Origin of the sequence: Enterobacter cloacae complex sp. SHL020 (genome assembly GCF_049236945.1) — a bacterium.
GTDB lineage: Bacteria > Pseudomonadota > Gammaproteobacteria > Enterobacterales > Enterobacteriaceae > Enterobacter > Enterobacter dykesii.
Map to the genome: position 1 here is coordinate 438071 of NZ_JBMKJF010000001.1, position 23607 is coordinate 461677.

Below are 23607 nucleotides of genomic sequence, written 5' to 3' on the forward strand. Positions count from 1 at the left end.
TAACGTGGCGTTCGGGATCCCGAACGCCACTCTCTTATCTTTCGCGCAGCGCCTCTTTCGCCTTGTTTAGCGGCTTCAGCAGATAATCCAGGATGGTTTTACTGCCGGTTTTAATATCAACGGTAGCAATCATGCCCGGAAAGACCGGAAATTCCTGGCCGTGCTTATTGGTCAGATGGTTACTGTCGGTACGGATATAGACGCGATAGTAGTAGACATCTCTTTTCACTTCATCCTGCAGGGTGTCCGGGGAAATCATGGTCACTTCCCCTTCCAGCCCGCCGTAGATGGAGTAGTCATAGGCCGTAATTTTCACCAGCGCTTTCTGGCCGGGATGGATAAACGCCACGTCGCGAGGCGAAATTTTCGCCTCAACCACCATCTGATCGTCAAGCGGAACCAGGCTCATCAGCTTGCCGTTTGGCGGGATAACGCCTCCCACGGTGGTGACGTCAATATCCTTCACGATCCCGCGAACCGGGGCATTGAAGGTCAGCCGGGTCAGGGAGTCCTCACGCCCTTTCATCACCGAACGCTGGGCCTCAATCTCCGCATTGGCTTTCGCCAGCTCTTCACGGGCGCGAACGTAATACTGGTTTTTCATCTCGGTGATTTTATTCTCAAGCTCATTTTTTTGACGCTCAAGACGTAACACCTCAACCTTGCTGGCCGCCCCCTGAGTCACCAGCGGACGGGTTAACGACAGCTCGCGCTGCACCAGTTCGGCACCCTGACGCAAACCGGCCAGCCCTTTTTCGAGGCTTTCACGACGGGACTGGTAGAGCGCCGTTTCCTGTTTAACCAGCTCAACGTCGTCATCCAGCTCGTCCGGAAACGCGAGTTCCGTATCGTTCACCTCGGCCTTCAGGCGCGCCGCCGTTGCCAACGCGGCATTCAGACGCGACTCGCTCTCCAGAACGCTCGACTCGGTTTTGGTTCGGTCAAGCTGCGCGAGCTGCTGGCCGCGTTCGACGATGTCACCTTCGCGCACCAGCAGGCTGTGGATAATGCCGCCTTCCAGAGACTGAATAACCTGCTCATGAGAAGACGGTATGACCTTGCCGCTGCCGGTCGTCACTTCATCCAGTTGGAACAGACTTGCCCAGGTGATAAACGCCGCCAGCAGGGCGAACAGCGACCATGCCACCAGTGACGAGCGCGGCAGACGTGGCTCCTTCAGTCGACTATTGAAACGAGATAAATCATTCATGCCGCGCCCTCCTCTGCAACCGCCGCCGGCTTCATGGTCACGGTGCGCTGCGCGGCTTTCTGCGGCGCCATACCGTGCTGATGCAGGATCGCATCGCGCGGGCCGTCCATCACCACCTTGCCGTTTTCCAGCACGATGATGCGGTCTACGAGGTCCAGAATCGGCAGACGATGCGTCGCCACGACCAGCGTCCGGCGTTTACCCAGCCATTTGTGAAGATGCTGAATAAACTGCTTCTCGCTCATTTCGTCCAGCCAGGCGGTAGGCTCGTCCAGCAGCAGAATATTCGGGGAGACGATCAGCGCACGCGCCAGCAGCAGCGCCTGACGCTGACCGCCGGAGAGGCCCGTTCCGCCCTCGTTGATGATGGTGTTCAGCCCCATTTTCTGTTTGCGCACGAACTCCAGCGCGCCGCTGTTGACCAGCGCCTGGTGAATCTCGTCGTCGGTAGCGAGCGGGTTCCCCATCAGGATGTTGTCCCGCACGGAGCCAAAGAACAGCCGGGCCTGCTGGCCGAGCAGCTGCATGTCGCGACGTACGTCGGCCGGGTCCAGATGATTGAGGGCAATATCGTCCAGCAGGATGCTGCCCTGCTGCGGCTCCTGCATGCCCGCCAGCAGCTGCAGCAGCGTGCTTTTACCGGAGCCATTACGCCCGAGCACCGCCACGCGCTCTCCGGCGCGGATCTGCAGCTTGCTGACGTTGAGCACGGTGAGTTTCTCTTCCTCGTCGTAATAAAACCCGACGTCATCAAGCGCATAGTCGCCGCGCAGGTGGGCTTTGTGGACCTTCTTGCCGTGCTGCGGATCGTCAATCGGACGCTGCATCAGGTCGTCCAGCCCCTTGCGGGCCACCTTTGCCGACTGCCAGCGCGACAGCACGCCTGAGATCTGCGACAGCGGCGCGATGGTGCGCGACGCCAGAATCGAGGTGCCCACCAGCGCACCGGTGGTCATGTCGCCGCTGATGACCAGGTAACAGCCCACCAGCAGTACCACGGCGTAGACAATGGACTGCACCTCCTGCGTCCACGTGAGCAGCAGGCCCGTCAGCCAGCGCTGCTTCATGCCGACGCTGGCGGCGACCTCGTTGGTGTTATTCCACTGGTTCTGGAAACGCTGCTCGGCGCGCATCAGCTTGATGTCTTCAATGCCCTGCACCGCTTCCACCAGCGTGGCGTTACGGATGGCGGATTCACGCATCCCTTCGCTGGAGAGTTTCCCCAGCGGGCGCTGCACCAGCAGGCCGGGGATAAGCAGCAGCGGCACGGCGAGCAGGACCACCAGCACCAGCGGCCCGCCAATCATCCACAGAATAAAGACGAACAGCAGGAAGAACGGCAGATCGGAGATCGCCGCGATGGTGGTCGAGGTGATCAGCTCACGCACCGACTCCAGCTCGCGGATCTGAGCGATAAAGGATCCGGTTGATTTAGAACGCGCGCCGTTTTTAATCCGCAGCGCGTGGGCAAACACGCGCTCGGAGATGCGCAGATCGGCGCGTTTCCCCACCACGTCGGAAATATGCACGCGCAGCATGCGCATAATGAATTCGAACACGATGGCGATCATCACGCCGCCAAACAGAACCCATAATGTGGCTTCAGACTGTGACGGGACCACCCTGTCGTACACCTGCATGGAGAAAACCATGCCGGAAAGCGCCAGCACGTTGGCGACCAGCGCCACCAGCATAATGTCGCTGTAGCGTCGCCAGTCCTTCAGCGCCAGCTGCCAGAACCAGTTTTTCTCATAGGGTTTGATGTAGTCATCCACGCGGGCATCCGGCGTGGATTCGAGCGGGCGCAGCACCATCAGGCCCTTTAACCGCGACCCGAGCTCATCGCGCGTAAGCGTGGTCTCCAGCCCCGCGTCGCCGCTAAACTGCAGGCTGACGTTGCCTTCGCTGTCCATGCGGTTAATGACCGCGATTTGTCCGCCGGTAAATTCCGCCAGCAGCGGCAGACGCCACGGATCGAGGGATACCGCTTCCGCCGCCACCACACGCATCCCCAGCCCAAGCTGGCGCGCCATCTCCTCCAGCACCAGCTGGCGCGGAGACTGGCTTTCATGGTTAATCGTGACCCGAACATGCTCCGCGGAAAAATCCAGCCGGTAATGCTTCGCGATGATGAGCATGCCCTGCAGCCAGGGTTCGTACTGTGGATGTGTCTTCATAATGCTACGTCCTGTCCAGCGCGATAATTACGCACTGAAATGATACCTTTACGGGATGATTGAAAAACGAACACTCTCTAAACGAGCCCGCAAAATAATCTTGTGAAATATAGGGTTATGGCTATTCATGTAAAGAAACGCAAAAGGCCGCGAGGATCGCTCCCCGCGGCGTTGTTTTACGCAATTAACAGCTGATGGTTCGCCAGCAGCGTCGCCAGATCCGTCTGCACGCCGTTCAGCGTCACCAGGGTGGTTGGCGAGAACTGACCGCCGGTACCGTCCAGGTCAACCTGGATCTCGGTATTGCTGCCGTTCTGCACCACGCGGATGTAATCGCTGATATTGCCCGCGCTGCTGTCCAGCGTGGCCACGCCGTTCACGTAGCTCGCCGAGCCTGTGCCGGTATAGCCGCTGTCGGAGAGCAGATCGCGCAGGTCAATACGATCCGTGTCCGCGGTCCCTTCCCAGGTACCGACCGTGAAGCCGTTCACCACGTCGTGACCGTTACCGCCCGTTGCATCCGAGGCGTTAATCAGCTTATAGAGCAACGTATCGTGACCGCCGCTGCCGATGTTGAAGGTGTCGTTTCCGCCGCGCCCTTCGAACTGGTTATCACCGCTGTTGCCGGTAATAACGTCGTCGTAATCCGAGCCGTTGATGCCTTCAATGTTCAACAGTCGCGTGGTACCGAACCCGGTGTTCTGCGCGGTTGAGAGGCGCAAATCAACGTTAACGCCGGAGGTCGCGTTGCGGTAATCCACCACGTCCATCCCACCGGTGTTGCTCCAGGTGTCGTAGTCGGAGTGGGTATTCCAGCCGCCGGAACCGTTGTAGGTATAGGTGCCATCCTCTGCGATGAAGGTGTCGTTATACCCGGTCCCGGTGATGGTCCCGCTGTGGCCACCGGTGGCGGCTTCGGCCGTCAGGACATAGCCCTCTTTGCCGTTACCCGCCTCCAGGCCGGTCCAGGTGACGTTATCCGACACGCCGTTGGTGATCTTCAGGATCTCCGCCGAATAGGTTTCATTCGGATCCAGCCCGTAGAAGCTCACCAGCGCAGAGGTATCGTTCGACCCGATACCGGACTGGGCGTTGATGATCTGCGAGGCCACCAGCACGCCCGCGGCGTTGTACAGATTGACCGTGTTGCCGTAGTAGGCGTTGATGCCCTCGCTGTCGACAATGTGCAGATGCATCGCGGTGCCATCAGCAATGGTTTTGCTGTTTTGCACCAGCACCACCTTGCCGTTCTGCTGAGAGACCAGCAGATCCTGCGCGCCGTCCCAGTTGTAGTCCACTGCCGCCACGCCGGTGACGTTCGCCAGGCCTGACGCCAGCTGGCTGGAGGTCCAGGTGGAACCGTAACCGTTGTTGGTGAACAGCGTCGCCGTCTGCGAGCCGCCGTAGGTGCTGAGCTTGATGATGTCCATCTGCCCGTCACCGTTCCAGTCCACCGCCACCGACAGATAGCCCGCCGTGGCGTTGGAGGCTTCCACCGCGCTCTTGGTGGCAGAGAGCTTCCCGGTACCGTCGTTGTAGTAGATTACCCCGCCGTTGTTGTTGTAGCTGCTTCCCAGGTACAGATCCATGTAGCCATCGCCGTTGAAGTCCGCCCACGTCATGGATGCCGCCGTGGTGGTATTCGAGGCGTTGGCCACAAACACGTTGGTCAGGTTCTGGCCGATGGAGAGCGTGCCGTTACCGTTGTTGTTGATCACGGTTAACGAGTACGCGCCGCTGCGGTTGGTGTGCTGGACAATATCCACCGTGCCGTCGTTGTTCAGGTCGACGCCGGAGATTTCTCGCCCGGAATCGAACTGACCGTAGAACCCGCCTTCCCCGCCGGTGCCGTCCGGTGACAGAACGCCGTTGTTGTTCACCAGGTAGGTCAGTGAGTCCATACCGGCATCGCCGTACGCCAGATCCAGATAGCCATCCCCGGTTTTGTCGTACGCGATCACGCCGCCGTACCAGATGGTGGTCCCCATCGCCAGCTGGCTGGCGTTATAGGTACTGCCATCATAGGTCCACATCACCTGCGTGGAGCCGGCGTAGGTGTTCTCGGTCGCGAAAATATCCTGCGTGCCGTTACGGTCAAAGTCGGCGGCGGTCTGGCTCACCACGTAGTAGCCGCGGGTGTTGGTCAGCGTATTTCCGGCATAGCTCGAATTATCGCTGCTGGAGTAAGACTGGCCGTTAGCAATGATATTCCACAGACCGCTGCTGTTCATGCCGAGGGTCATGGTCGAGTTGTTGCTGTTCCCCGCCGTGGTCGCCCAGTCGGTATTCACCGAAGTGGTATCAATCACCAGGCTGCCGGTCGCCGTACCGGTGGTATTGCCGTTACCCGCGCTGCTCTTCACCTGCGCCGTCACGCTGTAGCTCGACACGCTCAGCGCATCGCCGTCCGGGATCTGCAGATACCAGGTGTTGTGATCCGGGTCGACCACCACCGCACCGCCCGTCTGGGAGGTGTAGGTTTTGCCGTTCACCGTCACCACCAGATATTCACCGTTCACCAGGTCAGCGGAGACAGTACCGCTGACGATCGGCGTAGTGTCCGACGTGGTCTGCGCGGTAATCGCCGCCGTGGTGGTCGGGATGCTGGTATCGACGTTCAGCACAAAGCCGTCGGATTCCGTGTAGTTACCGGCTTTGTCGGTGACGCGCACGATATAGGTGTGATTGCCGTCGCTCAGGCCGTTGTCCTGGAAGGACCAGCTTGCGCTGCCGTTCATGGTCACCTGGCCGAGCAGAACGCCGTCACGGTAGAGCTGCACAATTTCACCGTCGTCCAGGGCGCGGTTCAGCGTCCCGTTGATCAGCGGCGAGTTATCGTCGGTTGCCACCGCGCTGCCAAAGGTGCCCTGACGCTCGCCTTCGCCGTCGGTATAGCTCACTACCGTGCCTACCGTCGCTGGCGGCGTGGTGTCCACCGTCACCACCTGAGAGGCGGTGGAGCCCACGTTGCCCGCCTGGTCGATAATCCGTACCTGGTAGGTATAGTCCCCGTCAGCCAGATCGCGGGTATCGGTGTAGCTCCAGCGCTGGTTGGTGACCGTGGTATCGAGCCAGGTATTCCCGCCGTCGAGGCTGATCTGCACGCGCTCGTCGTTTGCCAGCGCGCTGCCCAGCGAACCGTTGATGGTCAGCGTAGTGTCCATGGTAATGAAATCACTCCCGGACTGGCCGGTATCGTCGCTGATGATGTCGATGGTGACGCCGTACTGCGGCGCCTGGGTATCCACCGTCACCGCCTGCGAGATGGTGGCTCCCACGTTCCCCGCCTGGTCAACGACCCGCACCTGGTAGTTATGGCTACCGTCGGTCAGGGTACGGGTGTCGCTGTAGCTCCACTGCGTCCCGCTGACGGTGGCGTACACCCAGGTGCTGCCGCCGTCCATGCTCACCTGCACGAATTCACCCGCGCCGAGCTCTGCGCCAAGCGTTCCGTGCAGCGTGTACGAGGTCGAACTGGTCAGGAAGTCGTTATTGTCGAAGCCGGTATCCACGGTGATGTTATCCACGGTCACCGTAATCGCCGCATCCGGGGCGACCGTATCGACGGTCACCTGCTGATGGGCGCTGGCCCCCACGTTGCCCGCCGCATCCACCACGCGAACGTAGTAATCATAGGTCTGGTTACCCAACGTGCGGCTATCGACGTAGTACCAGCTGTTGCCGGTGACGATGACGTTCTGCCAGGTCACGCCGCCGTCGATGCTGATCTGGGCATATTCGCCGTCGGCCAGCGTCGCGCCGAGCGAGCCGTGCAGCGTCAGGGACGTATCGTTGGTGATAAAGTCGCTGCTGCTCAGACCGGTATCGTCGCTGATGCTGTCGATAGCGATCGTTTTGCTTGCGTCCGGCGCAACGGTATCAATGGTCACCACCTGGCTGGCGGTGGCGCTGATATTGCCCGCATCGTCAATCACGCGCAGCTGGTAGTTGTAATCCCCGTCGGCCAGCGTGCGGCCATCGACATAGGTCCAGCTCAGGCCGCTGACGCTGACGTCGGTCCAGGTGACGCCGCCGTCAAGGCTGATCTGCGCGTGGTCGCCGCTGCCCAGCGCCGCGCCGAGCGTCCCTTTCAGGCTGATCTGGCTGTCGCTGGTGATAAAGTCGCTGCCGGACAGCCCGGTATCCTGGGTGATGGAATCGACCGTAATAGTGCTTGCCGCAGGCTTAGTCAGGTCAATCACCACGTCCTGGCTGTCCGTTGCCCCCACGTTACCGGCGTTATCGATAACGCGCACCTGGTACTGATACGTACCGTCCGTCAGGGTGCGGCCATCGGTGTAGCGCCAGGTGGTGCCGGTCACGGTCAGGTCAATCCAGGTGGTGCCGCCATCCAGGCTGATCTGCGCCTTCTCGTTATTGCCGAGCTGCGCGGTCAGCGAGCCGTTGACCACGACCTGGCTGTCGTTGGTGATGAAATCACTCGCGCTCAGGCCGGTATCGTTTTGCAGCGAATCAATCGTAATGCCCATCGACGGCGCGGTGAGATCCACGGTCACGGTGTGGTTATCGCTGCCGCTGTTGCCGATGGTGTTGCTGACCTGCGCGTTGATGACGTAAGAACCGCCGTCCGCCAGCGCGGTCACGTCTGCGCTGCCCACCGTATAGCTCCAGCTGCCGTCATTCTGGACGGTCGCCGTGTAGGTTTTACCGTTAAGCGTGATGGTCACCGTCTGGCCCGCCGGGGTGTCGGTGGTACCGCTGACGACCAGCGGCGTACCGTGCTCGGCGGCGTTGACGATATCGTCCTGCGCAAAGGTGTTAATGGTGATGGTTGGCACATCGCCGTTCAGCGTTACGTCGTGCGTCGCGCTGCCCGGGTTGCCCGCCTTATCGCTTACCGAAGCGGTGATGGTGTACTCCCCATCGCTCAGGCCGAGGAAATCACGGCCCGGCACGAAGACCGACCAGGATCCGTCCGCCCCGACGGTCGCCTGATAGCTGTGCCCGTTGAAGGAGACGGTCACCGTCTGGCCCTGTTCCGCCGTGGTGGTGCCGCTGATGGTCTGGCCCGCCAGCTGCTCCGCGTTGTTGACGATGTCGTCATCGGCGACGGTGCTGATGGTCACGGTTGGCGCGACGGTATCCACCGTTAAGGTGTGCGTGGTCTGGCCGCTGTTACCGGCTTTGTCGTTGACCGAGGCGGTGACCGTCAGCGCGCCCTGGCTCAGGGCGGCCAGATCTGCCGCCGGAACATCCAGCGTCCACGTCCCGTCGTTCGCGACGGTGGCGGTGTAGGATTTGCCGCCCAGCGTCACGGTGACGGTCTGACCCGCCTCCGCGCTGGACGAGCCGTGCACGGTCAGCGGCTGCTGCGCTTCCGCCGCGTTCAGCATGTCGTCAGCCGACAGCGTCGCGATGCTCACGACCGGCGCAGTGGTATCCACGCTGATGCCGTGCGTCGCCGACGCGCTGTTGCCCGCGCTGTCCTGCGCCGACACGGACACCTGATAGCTCGCGCCATCGGCCAGGGCGCCCACGTCGGCGGCCGGTACGGTGGTCGTCCAGCTGCCGTCGCTCTGGATGGTGGCCGTATAGCTCTTGCCGTTCAGCGTCACGGTAACCTGAGTCCCGCTGGCGAACTGCGCGCTGGAGCCGTTAATCACCAGCGAGTTGCCCGCCTCAGCCGCGTTGATGACGTCATCGCCGCTGAGGGTATTGATGGTCAGCGCCACGGAGGCGGTGTTCACTACCACGTCGTGAGTCTGGGTGCTGCTGTTGCCCGCGCTGTCGGTAATCGTCGCACTGAGTGTCACGGTGCCGTCGGTCAGCGCGGAAATCACGCTGGCCGGAACGCCCACGCTCCAGTTACCGCTGGCGTCCACGGTGGTGGTGTACTGGTTCGAACCGATGGTGATGACCAGCTTATCGCCGACGCTCGCGCCGGTTGCCGTGCCGCTGACGATCTGCGCTTGCCCGTGCTCCACGCTGTTGATGACGTCATCGCCCGCGACAGCGTTAAAGCTGACGGTCGGCGGCGTGGTATCAAGCGTAATCGCTTTGCCCGCGCTGCCCGGGTTACCCGCGGCGTCGCTCACGCTGACCTGCACGGTGTAGCCGTTATCCGCCAGAGCGGACAGGTCGGTACCCGGCACGTTCACGCTCCAGATTCCACCCTGCTGCACCTGCGCGGTATAGCTCTTACCGCCCAGCGTCACGGTGACCGTCTGCCCGACTTCCGCCGTGGTGGTGCCGGAAATAGCCACGCCCGCAGACGCTTCGCTGGCGTTAATCACGTTATCGCCTGCGACCGTATCAATGGTCACGGTTGGCGCGGTCGCATCCACGCTGTACTCCCGGCCCGCAGAGGCGCTGTTGCCGTGCGCGTTGGTGACGCTCACCTGCACGCTGGCATCGCCGTCCTTCAGGCCCGCGAGATCCGCAGACGGCACGGTGGCCGTCCAGTTACCGTCGGCATCCACTTTCGCGGTGTACGTCTTGCCGCCGAAGGTGATGGTAACGGTTTGGTTTTCCTCCACGTTCGAGGTGCTGCCGGACAGCACCAGATCCGCGCCTTTCTCCGCCGCGTTAATCACGTCGTCGGTGGCAATCGCATCGATGCTGACGGCAACGGCAGACAGATCGACGGTGACATCGTGGCTGATGGTTACCGGGTTGCCCGCCGCGCTCTGACCCGCAACGGTGACGGTGACCGTGCCCGCATTCAGCGCGCTAACGTCTGCCGCCGGGATCGCCGCGCTCCAGGTGCCGTCTGCCAGCACGGAGGCCGCATAGGTTTTGCCATTCACGGTCACGGTGAGCGTCGTGCCTACCGCCAGCCCGTCGCTGGAGCCGGTGACGATCAGATTCTGCCCGTGCTCGATGCTGTTGATCACATCGTCGCCCGCCACGGTATCGACGCGCAGGCCCGGCAGGCTGGCGTCGATAGTGATTTCGCGCTCGCCCGCGCCGGTGTTGCCGTGGCCGTTGGTGACGGTCGCCGACACGGTCAAATCGCCGTTGCCCAGCGCGGTCAGGACGGATTCCGGCACGTTAACGGACCAGGTGAGATCGCTCTGAACCGTTGCGGTGTAGCTGTTGCCGCCGATAGTCACGGTTACCGTGTTGCCCGCTTCCGCGTTCGCTACCTTACCGCTGATGGTCTGGCCTGCGGCCACTTCCGCCGCGTTGATGACGTTATCGCCCGCCACGGTATTGATGGTGACGGTTGGCAGCGCGGTGTCCACCAGCAGGTTCGCGGTGTTGCTCACGCTGTTGCCTACGCCGTTGGTGGCGGTCGCGTTCAGGGTATAGTTGGCCTGGCCGAGACCGGCCAGATCCGCTGCAGGAACCGTCAGGCTCCAGGTGCCGTCTGCCGCGGTCGTCGCCGCGTAGTTTTTACCGTTGAGGGTCACGGTCACCACGGTGCCTTCCGCCAGGTTGGCGCTGGTGCCGCTGACGCTCAGATCCTGACCTTTTTCTACCGCGTTCAGCACGTTATCGTCGCTGATGGCGTTGAAGCTGACCGAAGGCAGCCCGGTATCGACGGTCACGTTATGCGTGCCGGTACCGGTGTTGCCCGCCGCGTCGGTGACTGACGCAGTGACGGTTACGGTGCCGTCGCTGAGGCCGGAAATCACGCTGGCCGGTACGCCCACGCTCCAGTTCCCCGCCGCGTCCAGCACGGTGGTGTAGGTCTGGCCGCCGATGGTCACGGTGACCTTATCGCCCGCTGCCGCGCCGGTGGCGGTGCCGCTGACGATATGCGCCTGAGCGTGCTCAGCGATGTTAATCACGTCATCGCCCGCCACGGTGTTGATCGTCACCGCAGGCACGGTCACGTCGACCGTCAGAGTGTGATCAACCGACGCCGGGTTGCCCGCCTTGTCGCTGACGCTCGCCGTCACGGTGACGCTGCCGTCGCCGAGCGATGCCAGATCCGCCGCCGGAACGCTCAGCGTCCAACTGCCGTCCGCGCCTGCGGCTGTGGTGTAGTCTTTGCCGTTCAGCGTCACGGTCACGGTCTGGCCCGCTTCGGCGGTGGTGGTGCCGGATACGGTCAGATCGGACTGCGCTTCTGCGGCGTTCAGAATATCGTCAGCCGCAAGGGTGTTGATGGTCACGGACGGCGCGGTCGCATCCACGCTGTACTCGCGGCCCGCCGAGGCGCTGTTGCCGTTGACGTTGGTGACGCTCACCTGCACGCTGGCGTCGCCGTCCTTGAGGTGTACCAGATCCGCAGACGGCACGGTGTAAGTCCAGTTGCCGCTGTCGTCTACTGTCGCGCTATAAATTTTGCCGTTCAGGCTGATGGTCACGGTCTGCCCGGCTTCCACGTTGGTGGTCGCACCGGACAGCACCAGATCCGCGCCCTTCTCCGCCGCGTTAATTACGTCGTCGGTGGCGATGGCGTTGATGCTGATGGCAACGGTCGCCAGATCCACCGTCACGTCGTGGCTGATGGTAATCGGATTGCCCGCTGAGCTGTCGCCGGTCACGCTGATTTTGACGGTGCCTTCCGGCCACGCGCTCACGTCGGTGGACGGGATCGCCGCGCTCCAGGTGCCGTCCGCCAGCACCGTGGCCGCATAGTCTTTGCCGTTGACGGTGACGGTCAGCGCCGTGCCTGGCGCTAGCCCGTCGCTGGATCCGCTGACGATCAGGTTCTGCGCATGCTCGATGCTGTTGACCACGTTGTCGCCCGCCACGGTATCGACGCGCAGACCCGGCAGGTTAGCGTCGATCGCGATCTCGCGCTCGCCGGTGCCGGTGTTGCCGTGTCCGTTGGTGACGGTCGCCGTCACGCTCAGGCTGCCGTTGCCGAGCGCCGTCAGCACGTCTGACGGCACGTTGACGGACCAGGTCAGATCGTTCTGCACCGTTGCGGTGTAGCTGTTGCCGCCTATGGTGACGGTAACGGTATTGCCCGCTTCGGCGTTCGCCACGGTGCCGCTCAGGGTCTGGCCTGCCGCCACTTCCGCCGCGTTGATGACGTTATCGCCCGCCACGGTATTGATGGTGACGGTTGGCAGCGCGGTGTCCACCAGCAGGTTCGCGGTGTTGCTCACGCTGTTGCCCACGCCGTTGGTGGTGGTCGCGTTCAGGGTATAGTTGGCCTGGCCGAGACCGGCCAGATCCGCTGCCGGAACCGTCAGGCTCCAGGTGCCGTCTGCTGCGGTTGTGGCCGTGTAGTTTTTACCGTTGAGGGTCACGATCACCACGGTGCCTTCTGCCAGGTTGGCGCTGGTGCCGCTGACGCTCAGATCCTGACCCTTTTCAACCGCGTTCAGGACGTTGTCATCGCTGATGGCGTTGAAGGCCACCGACGGCAGGCCGGTATCGACGGTCACGTCATGACTGCCGGTGCCGGTGTTGCCCGCCGCGTCGGTAACCGACGCCGTGACGGTCACGGTGCCGTCGCTGAGGCCGGAAATCACGCTTGCCGGTACGCCCACGCTCCAGTTACCCGCCGCGTCCAGCACGGTGGTGTAAGTCTGGCCGCCGATGGTGACGGTCACCTTATCGCCCGCTGCCGCGCCGATGGCGGTGCCGCTGATAACGTGTGCCTGACTGTGTTCAGCCACGTTAATCACATCATCACCCGCGATGGTGTTGATAGTGACCGCAGGAACGGTCACATCCACCGTCAGGTTGTGGTCCACGGACGCCGGGTTACCCGCCTTGTCGCTGACCGATGCGGTAACGGTGACGCTGCCGTCGGTTAATCCTGCCAGATCGGCCGCCGGAACGTTCAGCGTCCAGCTGCCGTCCGCGCTGACGGTTGTGGTGTAGTCTTTGCCGTTCAGCGACACGGTCACCGTCTGGCCCGCTTCGGCGGTACTGGTACCGGACACGGTCAGATCGCTCTTCGCTTCGGCGGCATTAAGAATGTCGTCCGTCGCCAGGGTGTTGATGGTCACGGACGGCGCGGTCGCATCCACGCTGTACTCGCGGCCCGCCGAGGCGCTGTTGCCGTTGACGTTGGTGACGCTCACCTGCACGCTGGCGTCACCGTCTTTCAGACCTGCCAGATCGGCCGCTGGCACCGTGGTCGTCCATTTGCCGTCGGCGCCTACGGTCGCGGTGTAGCTCTTGCCGCCGAAGGTGATGGTAACGGTCTGGTTTTCCTCAACGTTCGAGGTCGCCCCGGAGAGCACCAGATCCGCGCCCTTCTCGGCGGCGTTAATCACGTCGTCGGCGGCAATCGCATCGATGCTGATGGCAACGGTCGCCAAATCCACCGTCACCTCATGGCTGATGGAGACCGGATTACCGGCGCTGCTCTGGCCCGCAACGGTCACGGTGACCGTGCCTGCATTCAGCGCACCCACGTCCGCAGCCGGGATCGCCGCGCGCCAGGTGCCGTCTGCGAGCACCGTTGCGGCATAGGTTTTGCCGTTGACGGTCACGGTCAGCGCCGAGCCCGCCGCCAGCCCGTCGCTGGAGCCGGTGATAATCAGGTTCTGTCCGTGTTCGATGCTGTTAATCACGTCATCACCCGCCACGGTATCCACGCGCAGGCCCGGCAGGTTAGCGTCGATAGTGATATCGCGCTCAGCGGATCCGCTGTTGCCGACGCCGTTGGTCACGCTGGCCGACACCGTCAAATCGCCGTTGCCCAGCGCGGTCAGCACGTCCGACGGCACGTTCACGGACCAGGTGAGATCGCTCTGCACCGTTGCGGTGTAGCTGTTACCGCCAATGGTCACGGTCACGGTGTTGCCCGCTTCGGCATTCACCACCTTACCGCTAATGGTCTGCCCGGCTGCCAGCTCCGCCGCGTTAATCACGTCATCGCCCGCAATGGTGTTGACGATCACGCCCGGCAGAACGGATTCCACGTTCACGGTGTGTGACGTGCTGGTATTGTTGCCGACGCTGTCCGTTGCCGATGCGGTGACGGTGTAAAGCGCCTCACCCAGCTGACCGACTTCGCTCGCCGGGACGGTAGTCGTCCATTTCCCGTTGCTATCGACCGTCGCGCTGTACGCTTTGCCGTTCAGCATCACGGTCACCACCGCGCCTGCCGCCAGGCCGGAAGCCGTACCGGAGAGGGTCAGATCCTGGGTTTTCTCAGTATTGTTGATCACATCGTCACCGGAAACGGTGTCAATGGTCAGCCCCGGCGCGGTCAGGTTCACCTCCACGCCGTGCGTGGCGCTGTTGCTGTTGCCCGCTTTATCGGTCAGCGTCGCGGTAATGGTGTAATCCCCTGCGGCCAGCGCGGTGACGTCTGCCGCAGGCACGCCAACGCTCCAGTTGCCTGAGGCATCCAGGGTGGCGGTGTACGATTTGCCGTTGAGGGTAACGGTGACCACATCACCCGCCGCCGCGCCGGTCACGGAACCGGTGACAATCAAGGCCTGCGCATGCTCGGCGCTGTTGATCACGTCGTCGTCGGAAACGGTGTGGATGGTCAGCTGCGGAACGGTGGTATCCACCAATACGTCGCGATCCGCAGAGGCCGGGTTGCCCGCCTTATCAGACACGGCGGCGCTGATGGTGTAGTTGCCGTCGGTAATACCGCTCAGATCCGCGGACGGCACGGTCACGCTCCAGCTGCCGTTAGCCTCAACGGTGGTGGTGTAGTCCACGCCGTTCAGCGTCACGGTGACGGTCTGGCCTGCTTCGGCGTTGGTCACGCCGTTAACGACCAGATCCTGCTGCGCTTCGGCCGCATTGATGATGTTGTTGTCGCTGACAATTTCAATAGACACCGTCGGCGCGGTGGCGTCCACGCTGTACTCGCGGCCTGCCGACGCGCTGTTGCCGTTCACGTTGGTGACGCTTACCTGCACGCTGGCATCGCCGTCCTTCAGGCTGCCCAAATCGGCAGACGGTACGGTGGTCGTCCAGTTGCCGTCGGCATCCACCATCGCGGTGTACGACTTGCCGCCGAAGATGATGGTGACGGTCTGGTTTTCTTCCACGTTGGTGGTGGAGCCGGACAGCACCAGGTCCGCGCCTTTCTCCGCCGCGTTGATCACGTCGTCGGTGGCAATTGGGTTAATACTGATGGCGACTGCCGCCAGATCCACCTTCACGTCATGGCTGATGGAAACCGGATTGCCCGCCGCGCTCTGGCCGTCCACGGTCACGGTGACCGTGCCCGCATTCAGCGCGCTGACGTCCGCCGCCGGAATGGCTGCCGTCCAGGTCCCGTCCGCCAGCACGGTGGCCGCGTAGGTTTTGCCGTTGACGGTGACCGTTAACGCCGCGCCCGTTGCCAGGCCTTCGCTGGAGCCGGTGATGATCAGGTTCTGAGCGTGCTCAATGCTGTTGATGACATCGTCGCCCGCCACGGTATCGACGCGCAGGCCCGGCAGGTTGGCATCAATAGTGATGTCGCGCTCGCCGGTTCCGGTGTTGCCGTGGCCGTTGGTGACGCTGGCTGACACGGTCAGATCGCCGTTCCCGATGGCGGTTAAGACCGTGGACGGCACGTTGACCGACCAGCTCAGATCGTCCTGAACCGTCGCGGTCCAGGTGTTGCCACCAACTGAAATGGTGACAGTGTCACCGCTCGCCGCACCGCTTACTTTGCCGCTCAGGGTCTGCCCGGCAGCCACTTCCGCTGCGTTAATGATATCGTCCGTGGCGACAGGATTGATGGTGACCTGCGGCAGCGCGCTGTCGACCAGCACGCCGTGGCCGGTGCTCGCGCTGTTGCCCGCAGCGTCGGTTACGCTCGCCGTCACCACGTAGCTTGCTTCGCCCAGCGCGGAGACGTTTGCCGCCGGAACGGTAACGCTCCAGTTCCCGCTGGCGTCGGTAGTCGCCGTATAGTTAATCCCGTTCAGGGTCACAATGATGGTGGTTCCGTCCGGCTGGTTACTGGTGCCGGACACCAGCAGATCCTGGCCTTTCTCGGTCGCGTTGATCACGTCGTCAACCGCCAGGGTATTGATGGCAATCACCGGCGCGGTCAGGGAAACGTCAAACGCGTGCGTCTCGGTGGTGCTGTTACCGGCTTTATCGGTGAGGGTCGCGGAGATCGTCTGTTCGCCGTTAACCAGCGCGCCTACGTCCGCCGCCGGAACGCCCACGCTCCAGCTGCCGGACGCGTCCAGCATGGCGGTGTAGTCTTTGCCGTTCAGGGTCACGGTAATCACGTCACCCGCCTGCGCGCCCGTCACCTTACCAGAGACGATCAGCGCCTGGCCGTGCTCGGCAATATTCACGACGTCGTCGCCCGCAACGATGTTGAATGAAATCTGCGGTACGGTGGTGTCGACCAGCACCGAGGAGCCCGCGCTGGCCGGGTTGCCAGCCTTATCGGACACGGTCGCCGTGACCGCCGCGCTGCCGTCGGCGATGCCTGCCATATCCGCCGCAGGCACGTCCAGCGTCCAGCTGCCGTCCGCCTGCACCTGCGCGGTGTACTGATTGCCGTTGAAGGTCACGGTGACCGTCTGGCCTGCTTCGGCAGTCGAGGTGCCGCTCAGGGTCAGATCCTGCGCCGCCTCAGCCGCATTAAGCATGTTATCGCCGCTGATGGTGTTAATGGTCACCGTCGGCGCGGAGGTATCGACGCTGAATTCCTGAGCCGAAGACGCCGCGTTGCCGTTCACGTTGGTGACGGTTACCTGCACGCTGGCGTCACCGTCTTTCAGGCTGCTCAAATCGGCTGCCGGAACGGTCCAGGTCCAGTCGCCGTTGGCATCCACCGTCGTGGTATAGGTTTTACCCGCGAAGGTGATGGTCACGGTCTGACCCGCTTCAACGTTGGACGTGGTGCCGGAAAGCACCAGATCCTGGCCTTTTTCCGCCGCGTTGAGCACGTTATCGTCGGTCACGCTGCTGATGGTGATGGCGACAGGCGCGAGATCGACGTCCACGACGGTGCCGATAACCACCGGGTTGCCGGAAGCATCCTGCGCGCTTGCCTTGATATCCAGCGAACCGTCCGTCCACTGGGACACGTCGGCCGCCGGTACTGCCGCCTGCCAGGAACCATCCGCCAGCACCGTTGCAGAATAGGCTTTACCGTTAATGGTCACGGTTACGGCGCTGCCCGCCGACAGATCGGTGCTGGTACCGGATACAATCAGGTTCTGGGCGTGTTCGATCGCGTTAATGACGTTATCGCCCGCGACCGTATCAATGCGCAGCCCCGGGAGCTGGGCGTCGATGGTGAAGTCGAGAGAAGAAGAGCCGGTATTGCCGTGGCCGTTGGTCACGCTGGCGGATACGGTGAGGTCGCCGTTGCCGAGCGCGGTGAACTGGCTCTCGCTTAACGGCAGGCTCCAGGTGAGATCGTCCTGCACGGTGGCCGTGTACGTCTGGCCGCCAAGGATGATGGTGACAGTGTCACCTGACGCCGCGTTCGTCACCTTACCGGTCAGGGTTTGCCCTGCCGCCACTTCCGCTGCGTTAACGATATTGTCGCCCGCCAGGGTGTCGATCGTGACCACCGGCAGCGAGCTGTCCACCAGCACATCGTGTGAGGTTGAAGCGCTGTTACCTACGTTATCCGTGACGCTCGCCGTCACGGTGTAATGGGCTTCTCCCAGCGCGCTTACGGCCGAGGCCGGTACGGTCACGCTCCAGTTACCGCTGGCGTCAGCGGTGGCGGTGTACTGAATGCCGTTCAGGGTCACCGTAATGGTCGTGCCTTCCGGCTGGTTGCTGGTGCCGGAGAGCAGCAGATTTTCGCCCTTCTCGGTCGCGTTGATCACATCGTCCGCCGCCAGCGTGTTGATACCGATGACAGGCGTCACGGTATTCACCACCACATCCAGCGAATTGCTTCCGGTGTTGCCGGATCTGTCGGTCACGGAGACGTCAATTGTCCAGGTGCCGTCGGTCAGCCCCTGTACGACGGATGCCGGCAGCCCAAGGCTCCAGTTGCCGGATGCATCCACCACGGTGGTATAGTCGACGCTGTTAATGGTGATGGTGACCAGGTCGCCCGCCGCCGCACCGGTGACGGAACCGCTCAGGATCTGCGCCTGTGAATGGGCGAGCTGGTTAACGGTGTTGGTGTCGGTGACAAAGTCGTTGATGGTCACCTGCGGTACGGTTGCGTCCACCAGACCCACGCGGTCCGCGCTGCTGGCGTTGCCCGCCACGTCGCTGACGGTGGCCGTCACGGTCACAATGCCGTCCGTCAGGGCACCCACATCTGCCGCCGGGACGCTCAGCTGCCAGGTACCGTCCGTCTGGACCGTGGTCTGATACGTTTTGCCGTTCAGCGTCACGGTGACCGTCTGGCCCGGTTCCGCACTGCTGCTGCCGCTTAACAGTAAATCCTGCTGCGCTTCAGCGGCATTGATGATGTTGTCGGCGGTCAGGTTATCGAGCGTAATCGCCGGCGGCTGCGTATCCACCGTGACCACGCGCGACGCGTCGGCGCTGTTGCCGCTGACGTTAGTGACGCTGACGCTCACCTGCGCGCGCCCGTCGATCAGGGTTTCCATGGCGCTGGCGGGTACGGTCAGGCTCCAGGAGCCATCCTGCTGCACCTGCGCGGTGAAGGTCTGGTCGGCGAATTTCAGCACCACGGTCTGCCCCGCCTCCACGCCCTGCGTCTGGCCGGAAAGGGTTAAATCAATGCCTTTTTCTGCCGCATTCAGCAGGTCATCGCCGGAGACGGTATCAATGGTGACCGCCACAGCGTTCAGATCGAGTTCAATCGGGTGTTCAGCCGCAACGGGATTGCCCCAGGCATCTACCGCGCTGACGCTAACCGTCATGCCGCCCGCCGTCCAGGCCTGCAGGTCCGCCGCCGGAACGCCGATCTGCCAGCTGCCGCTGGCGTTCACCGCGGTAACGTACTCCACGTTGTTGATGGTGACGATAATCTGCGTGCCTGCGGCCAGATGGGTGCTGGAGCCGGTGACGCTCAGATCCTGCTGCTGTTCGATGGCGTTGATCACGTCATCGCCGGAGATGGTGTTCACGCGCAGACCCGGCAGCTCGGCGTTGATGTTGATATCACGCTCTCCGGTGCCGGTATTACCGTGACCGTTGGTGACGGACGCGCTGAAGGTTAAATCCCCGTCGCCGAACGCCTGAAGATCCGCTGACGGGATTTTCACGCTCCAGGTCAGATCGCTTCCAACCGTCGCGGTGTAACTCTTGCCGCCTGCGGTGATGGAGACGGTATCGCCCGCCGCCGCGCCGGTAACGCGACCGCTGAGGGTTTGATCGACGCCCGCTTCGGCGTTATTGACCAGGTTGTCGCCCGCAAACGTATTGATAATGACCTGCGGAAGAACGGTATCCACCAGCAGATTCGCCTCGGCAGAACCGCTGTTACCGACGCTGTCGGTCCCGCTGACGCTGACGGTATAAAGCGTGTTCGCCAGATTCAGGACGTCGGAAACCGGCACCTGGACTGCCCAGATACCGTTTTCGACGGTGGCCTGATAGCTGACGTTGTTGAGCGTCACGGTGACGGTGCTGCCGTCCGGTAGATTGCTGGTGCCGGTCAGGCTCAGCGGCTGCATCGCCTCCTGGGCATTCAGGACGTTATCCTGGCTGATGGCGTCAATCGTAAATTCCGGCGGGTGTCCGCTCAGCGTAATGCCGTGCGTGGCGCTGCCGGTGTTGCCTGCCGCGTCAGTGACGGAAACCGAAAGCGTGTGGTTGCCTTCACCCAGCGCGCCCAGCACGGACGCCGGAACGCCCACGCTCCAGCTGCCGTCCGCCAGCACCACGCCGGTGAAGGTCTGGCCGCCAAGAGTCACGGTGACCACATCGCCCGCCGCCGCGCCGCTCGCCTGCCCGGAGATAATCTGCGCCTGGCCCTGCTCGCTGATATTGAGGGTATCGTCGCCCGCCACGGTATGGATGGTGACGACCGGCGCGGCGGTATCCACCGTGAAATCTGCCGTTACGGACGAGCCGTTGCCCGCTTTGTCGCTAACGTTAACCGTCAGGGTGTGATTACCCTCACTCAGCGCCTGCACGTCGTTCACATCAAGCGTGACGGACCAGGTGCCGTCGCTGCCCACCGTGGCGTTATAGTTTTTACCGTTCAGCGTGACCGTGACGATCTGACCGGCTTCCGCGTTCGTTTTACCGGTCAGGGTCAGCGGCTGGTTGTGCTCAGCCGCATTAATGATGTTGTCCTGCGCGAGGGTATCGACAGAGAGGGTTGGCGCAGTGGTATCCACGCCAATCGTCTGACCGCCGCTCACAGTATTACCCGCCGCGTCTTTACCGCTAACGTTCACCGTCCAGGTACCATCGCCCAGCGCCTGCGCATCTGCCGCAGGCACGTCAACGCGCCACGCGCCGTCTGCTCCCACTTCAGCCGCGTAGGTTTTGCCGTTCAGCGTCACGGTGAGTTCGGTACCCTGCGCCAGGTTTTTGCTGGCACCCGAAAGCGTAAAGCCCGCGGATTGCTCGCTGGCGTTCAGCACGTTATCGCCCGCCGTGGTGGCCAGCGTAATGGCGGCCTCGGCGGTAGAGACCGTCACGGTGATACTGCCCGCTGAGGTGGTTTTACTGCCGTCGATCTGCACGACTGACCAGGTGTGCTCCCCGTCCGTCTGGGTCGGTAACATTACCGTCCAGGTGCCGTCTTTACCGACCATGGTGCTGGCAATGGTGCTGCCGCTGCTGTCTTTGATCTGGATGGTCGCACCCGGCTGACCGGTGCCGCTAAAGGTTGGGTTGCTGTCGTCCGTGATCTCGTTTGCACTCAGCACGCCCTGCTTGTCACCCGCTTTATCCGAGAGCAAGAAGGTCGGCGTAGCGCTTTCAACTTCTTTCGTATTATCAATAACTTTCGTTTTAGTTTCGCCGTCACCGCCGTTTGCCAGCAGCGCCCCGATGGCACCGCCACCTAATGCCGCTCCCGCAATCCAGCCCCACGGGGCGTCGCTTAAGACGCTTTCCTGCTCGAGGAAAGGCTGAATGCTGCTAATCGGTGTGGCCTGCGCGGTTAACTCGGTCACCGCAGCACCCGATGCTTCCCCGGTATCGGCAAAAGAAATATGCGTCAGTTCCTGACGATCGTTGAATACCAGCTCTGACTGATTATACGTTTCAGGATCTTCAACAAAATAGTTATTGCAGCGAATAACGCTGCCATCTTTCATATAAATGAGGAGATCTTTACCCTGGCGGACATAGCGCACCACATCCTGAGCAGAACCCTGGATTTCAATCACGCTCGGGGATGAAATAGAGACCGACAGATTTCCTTCGCCGGTTAATTTCGTTTTCTCCGCCGTTTTGCGAATGATGACATCAACAACTTTTACGTTACTCATATTCTTCTCCTTGCAGGTGTACGGATTCCTGTGGATATGTCCACCAGACGGATGTAGCTATCCCTGGGAAAAAACACCCATTATTGTCAGACTTATTTCGCGCAGAAAGGCGCGTCTTTTTTTAACTCAAATCGGGTAATTTTGCGGCTGCGTTTTTCTCTATTCCGATAAGCGGCATCAAATTATCAACCGCGGAAGCATAATTAATTGCCGAACTCCAGCCGTCATACTCGGCGATTATTTTCGCTGAGGTGGCCTGCCAGACATCCTGCTCAACGCTGAGCAGATCGTTAATGCTGCGCTTGCTCAGGGTGTATTCATTTTTATAAACATCGCGGGCCCGCAGGGCATTTTCCAGCTGCTGCTTCCCCGCCTCCATTCGTCCCCGTGCGCCGGTCCAGTCCGCCTGCGCGACGGAGGCTTTTTGCAGGACATCGAAACGCGCCTGATCGACCTGAGAGGAGGCCATGGCCCGTGCGCCTTCCGCCTGCCGAACGCGCGCGGAAACCGCGCCCCCCTGATACAGCGGCGCGTCGATATTGAGCTGTATCTGGTCGTCCCAGTAGGAACGGTTGTCCGATTCATAACGGGTGCGCCCACCCTTCAGGCTTAACGTCGGCCAGTGCTGGGACTTCGCCGTTTCCACGCCATACTGAGCCGAACGTTCCATGTTCTGCGCGGCCATCACCGCCGGTATCAGGGAATAATCGATGCGGTTCAGCGAGTCAGGCTCCACGGCAAGATTCGCGGGCACCGGCGAATAGGCCTCTGCCTGCATTCCGGTTAATACCGCAAGCCTGGCGCGCGCGCTGTTTAAGGCGGCGTGATACTGCGCGACCGTCGCCTGCATGCCGGCAATGCGCGTGCGGGTCTGAAGCTCATCGGAGGTGGAACTCACGCCCGCGTCTGCGCGCAGCTTTGCCAGCTGCTCGACGTTTTTGAGCGCCTGAACGTTATCAATTGCCGCCTGCAGCAGATCGGAATAGCGTTTGACCTCTACATAGCTCAGCGCCGTTTTCTCCGCCACGTCCGAAAGCGTGCCCATCAGCTGATAGCGGTAGCTATCGCGCTGGGCGGAGGACTGGCTGATGCTGTTATTGGTTTTGCCAAAATCGTACAGCAGCTGCGTCAGGCTCAGCCCCCAGGCGGCTGAATTCTTCAGCGACCCGCTGGAATCGGTGGTCTGGCTGTGCCCTGTACTTCCGTTCAGCGATATTTGCGGCATCCAGCCGCTGCGCGCTTCATCTATTTGTGCCTGCCCAATGCCTAATTGCGCGGCCTGTTGACTAATTGACGGATCGCGATCGATCGCAAAAAGAATACTTTCTTTTAAGGTTGTCGTGGCAACCGGGGCAATGCCCACCTGACTGCTATTGGCGTACGCCGTATTTATGGCTAATGAAATGAATGCCAGTGCTGCTGTAAATCGGCGTAACATAGGCTTTCGTAATATCGTCATGTTATCTCCCTGACTCTGAGTGTTACTCAAGCAAATACCCAAGAAGAGGTATAGATAATTAGACAAATATCTTATTTAGCTACCTTGCTGAATTTAAGGTAATACTCCCCACACCCATTTCCATTGGAGATGAGATCTGCCTGCGTCTAATTTCAATTAAGAATTTACTTATTTCTTAAAGTGGTTAGCAGCATAACAAAATGCGGTATAGCCCACTACACCCACAATGTTAATGCGGTGTTACAAATAAGAAAAAACATGGGGTTTCTGGACAAAACACTGAAAATAGACTTTCAAATGAAACATATAAACCCACTGTTATTTAAGGAAAATTCCTAATTCGTAATATGCACATTTTTGCGTTAATTTCAGCGCGGGTCAGACACAAAGATTTTCAAAGAAGTGTCAGTTTAAGTAACCCGGCGGATTTGACTGAAATGAAAAACCATTAAATAACTAATGTAAGCAATTAAATACCAATAATTACGAATAAATCAGCTTTTTAATCCACTCAGAAGCAATGCACTGGTTGCATAATCCAAACCGTTAAATAAAACATAACAATAACATAGTGATTAA

The 23607-nt window shown here is 61.2% G+C and carries 4 protein-coding genes; all 4 read right to left on the minus strand.

The features are described from left to right. Positions 1 to 34: 34 nt before the first annotated feature. Entirely contained in the window at positions 35 to 1210 is a 1176-nt protein-coding gene (locus tag ACOTZB_RS02100; RefSeq protein ID WP_126328483.1) for an HlyD family type I secretion periplasmic adaptor subunit, read from the minus strand. Beyond that, positions 1207 to 3387: a type I secretion system permease/ATPase gene (locus tag ACOTZB_RS02105; RefSeq protein ID WP_421626377.1), complete on the minus strand. Its 2181-nt coding sequence runs from the start codon at positions 3385 to 3387 to the stop codon at positions 1207 to 1209. Before ACOTZB_RS02105 ends, ACOTZB_RS02100 begins: the two co-directional genes overlap by 4 nt. A gap of 176 nt (positions 3388 to 3563) precedes the next feature. Next, a complete protein-coding gene (locus tag ACOTZB_RS02110) occupies positions 3564 to 21569 on the minus strand; it encodes an Ig-like domain-containing protein (protein WP_421626378.1) in 18006 nt (6001 codons plus the stop codon). Between the two features lie 121 nt (positions 21570 to 21690). After that, on the minus strand, positions 21691 to 23028 hold the full coding sequence (locus ACOTZB_RS02115) for a TolC family outer membrane protein (protein ID WP_047651236.1): 1338 nt from the start codon (positions 23026 to 23028) through the stop codon (positions 21691 to 21693). Positions 23029 to 23607: the final 579 nt, after the last annotated feature.

Bases quoted from the DNA above. Each gene is read 5' to 3' on its own strand.
- ACOTZB_RS02110 (WP_421626378.1), bottom strand. From the start codon at position 21,569: ATGAGTAACGTAAAAGTTGTTGATGTCATCATTCGCAAAACGGCGGAG.
- ACOTZB_RS02115 (WP_047651236.1), bottom strand. From the start codon at position 23,028: ATGACGATATTACGAAAGCCTATGTTACGCCGATTTACAGCAGCACTG.
- ACOTZB_RS02100 (WP_126328483.1), bottom strand. From the start codon at position 1,210: ATGAATGATTTATCTCGTTTCAATAGTCGACTGAAGGAGCCACGTCTG.
- ACOTZB_RS02105 (WP_421626377.1), bottom strand. From the start codon at position 3,387: ATGAAGACACATCCACAGTACGAACCCTGGCTGCAGGGCATGCTCATC.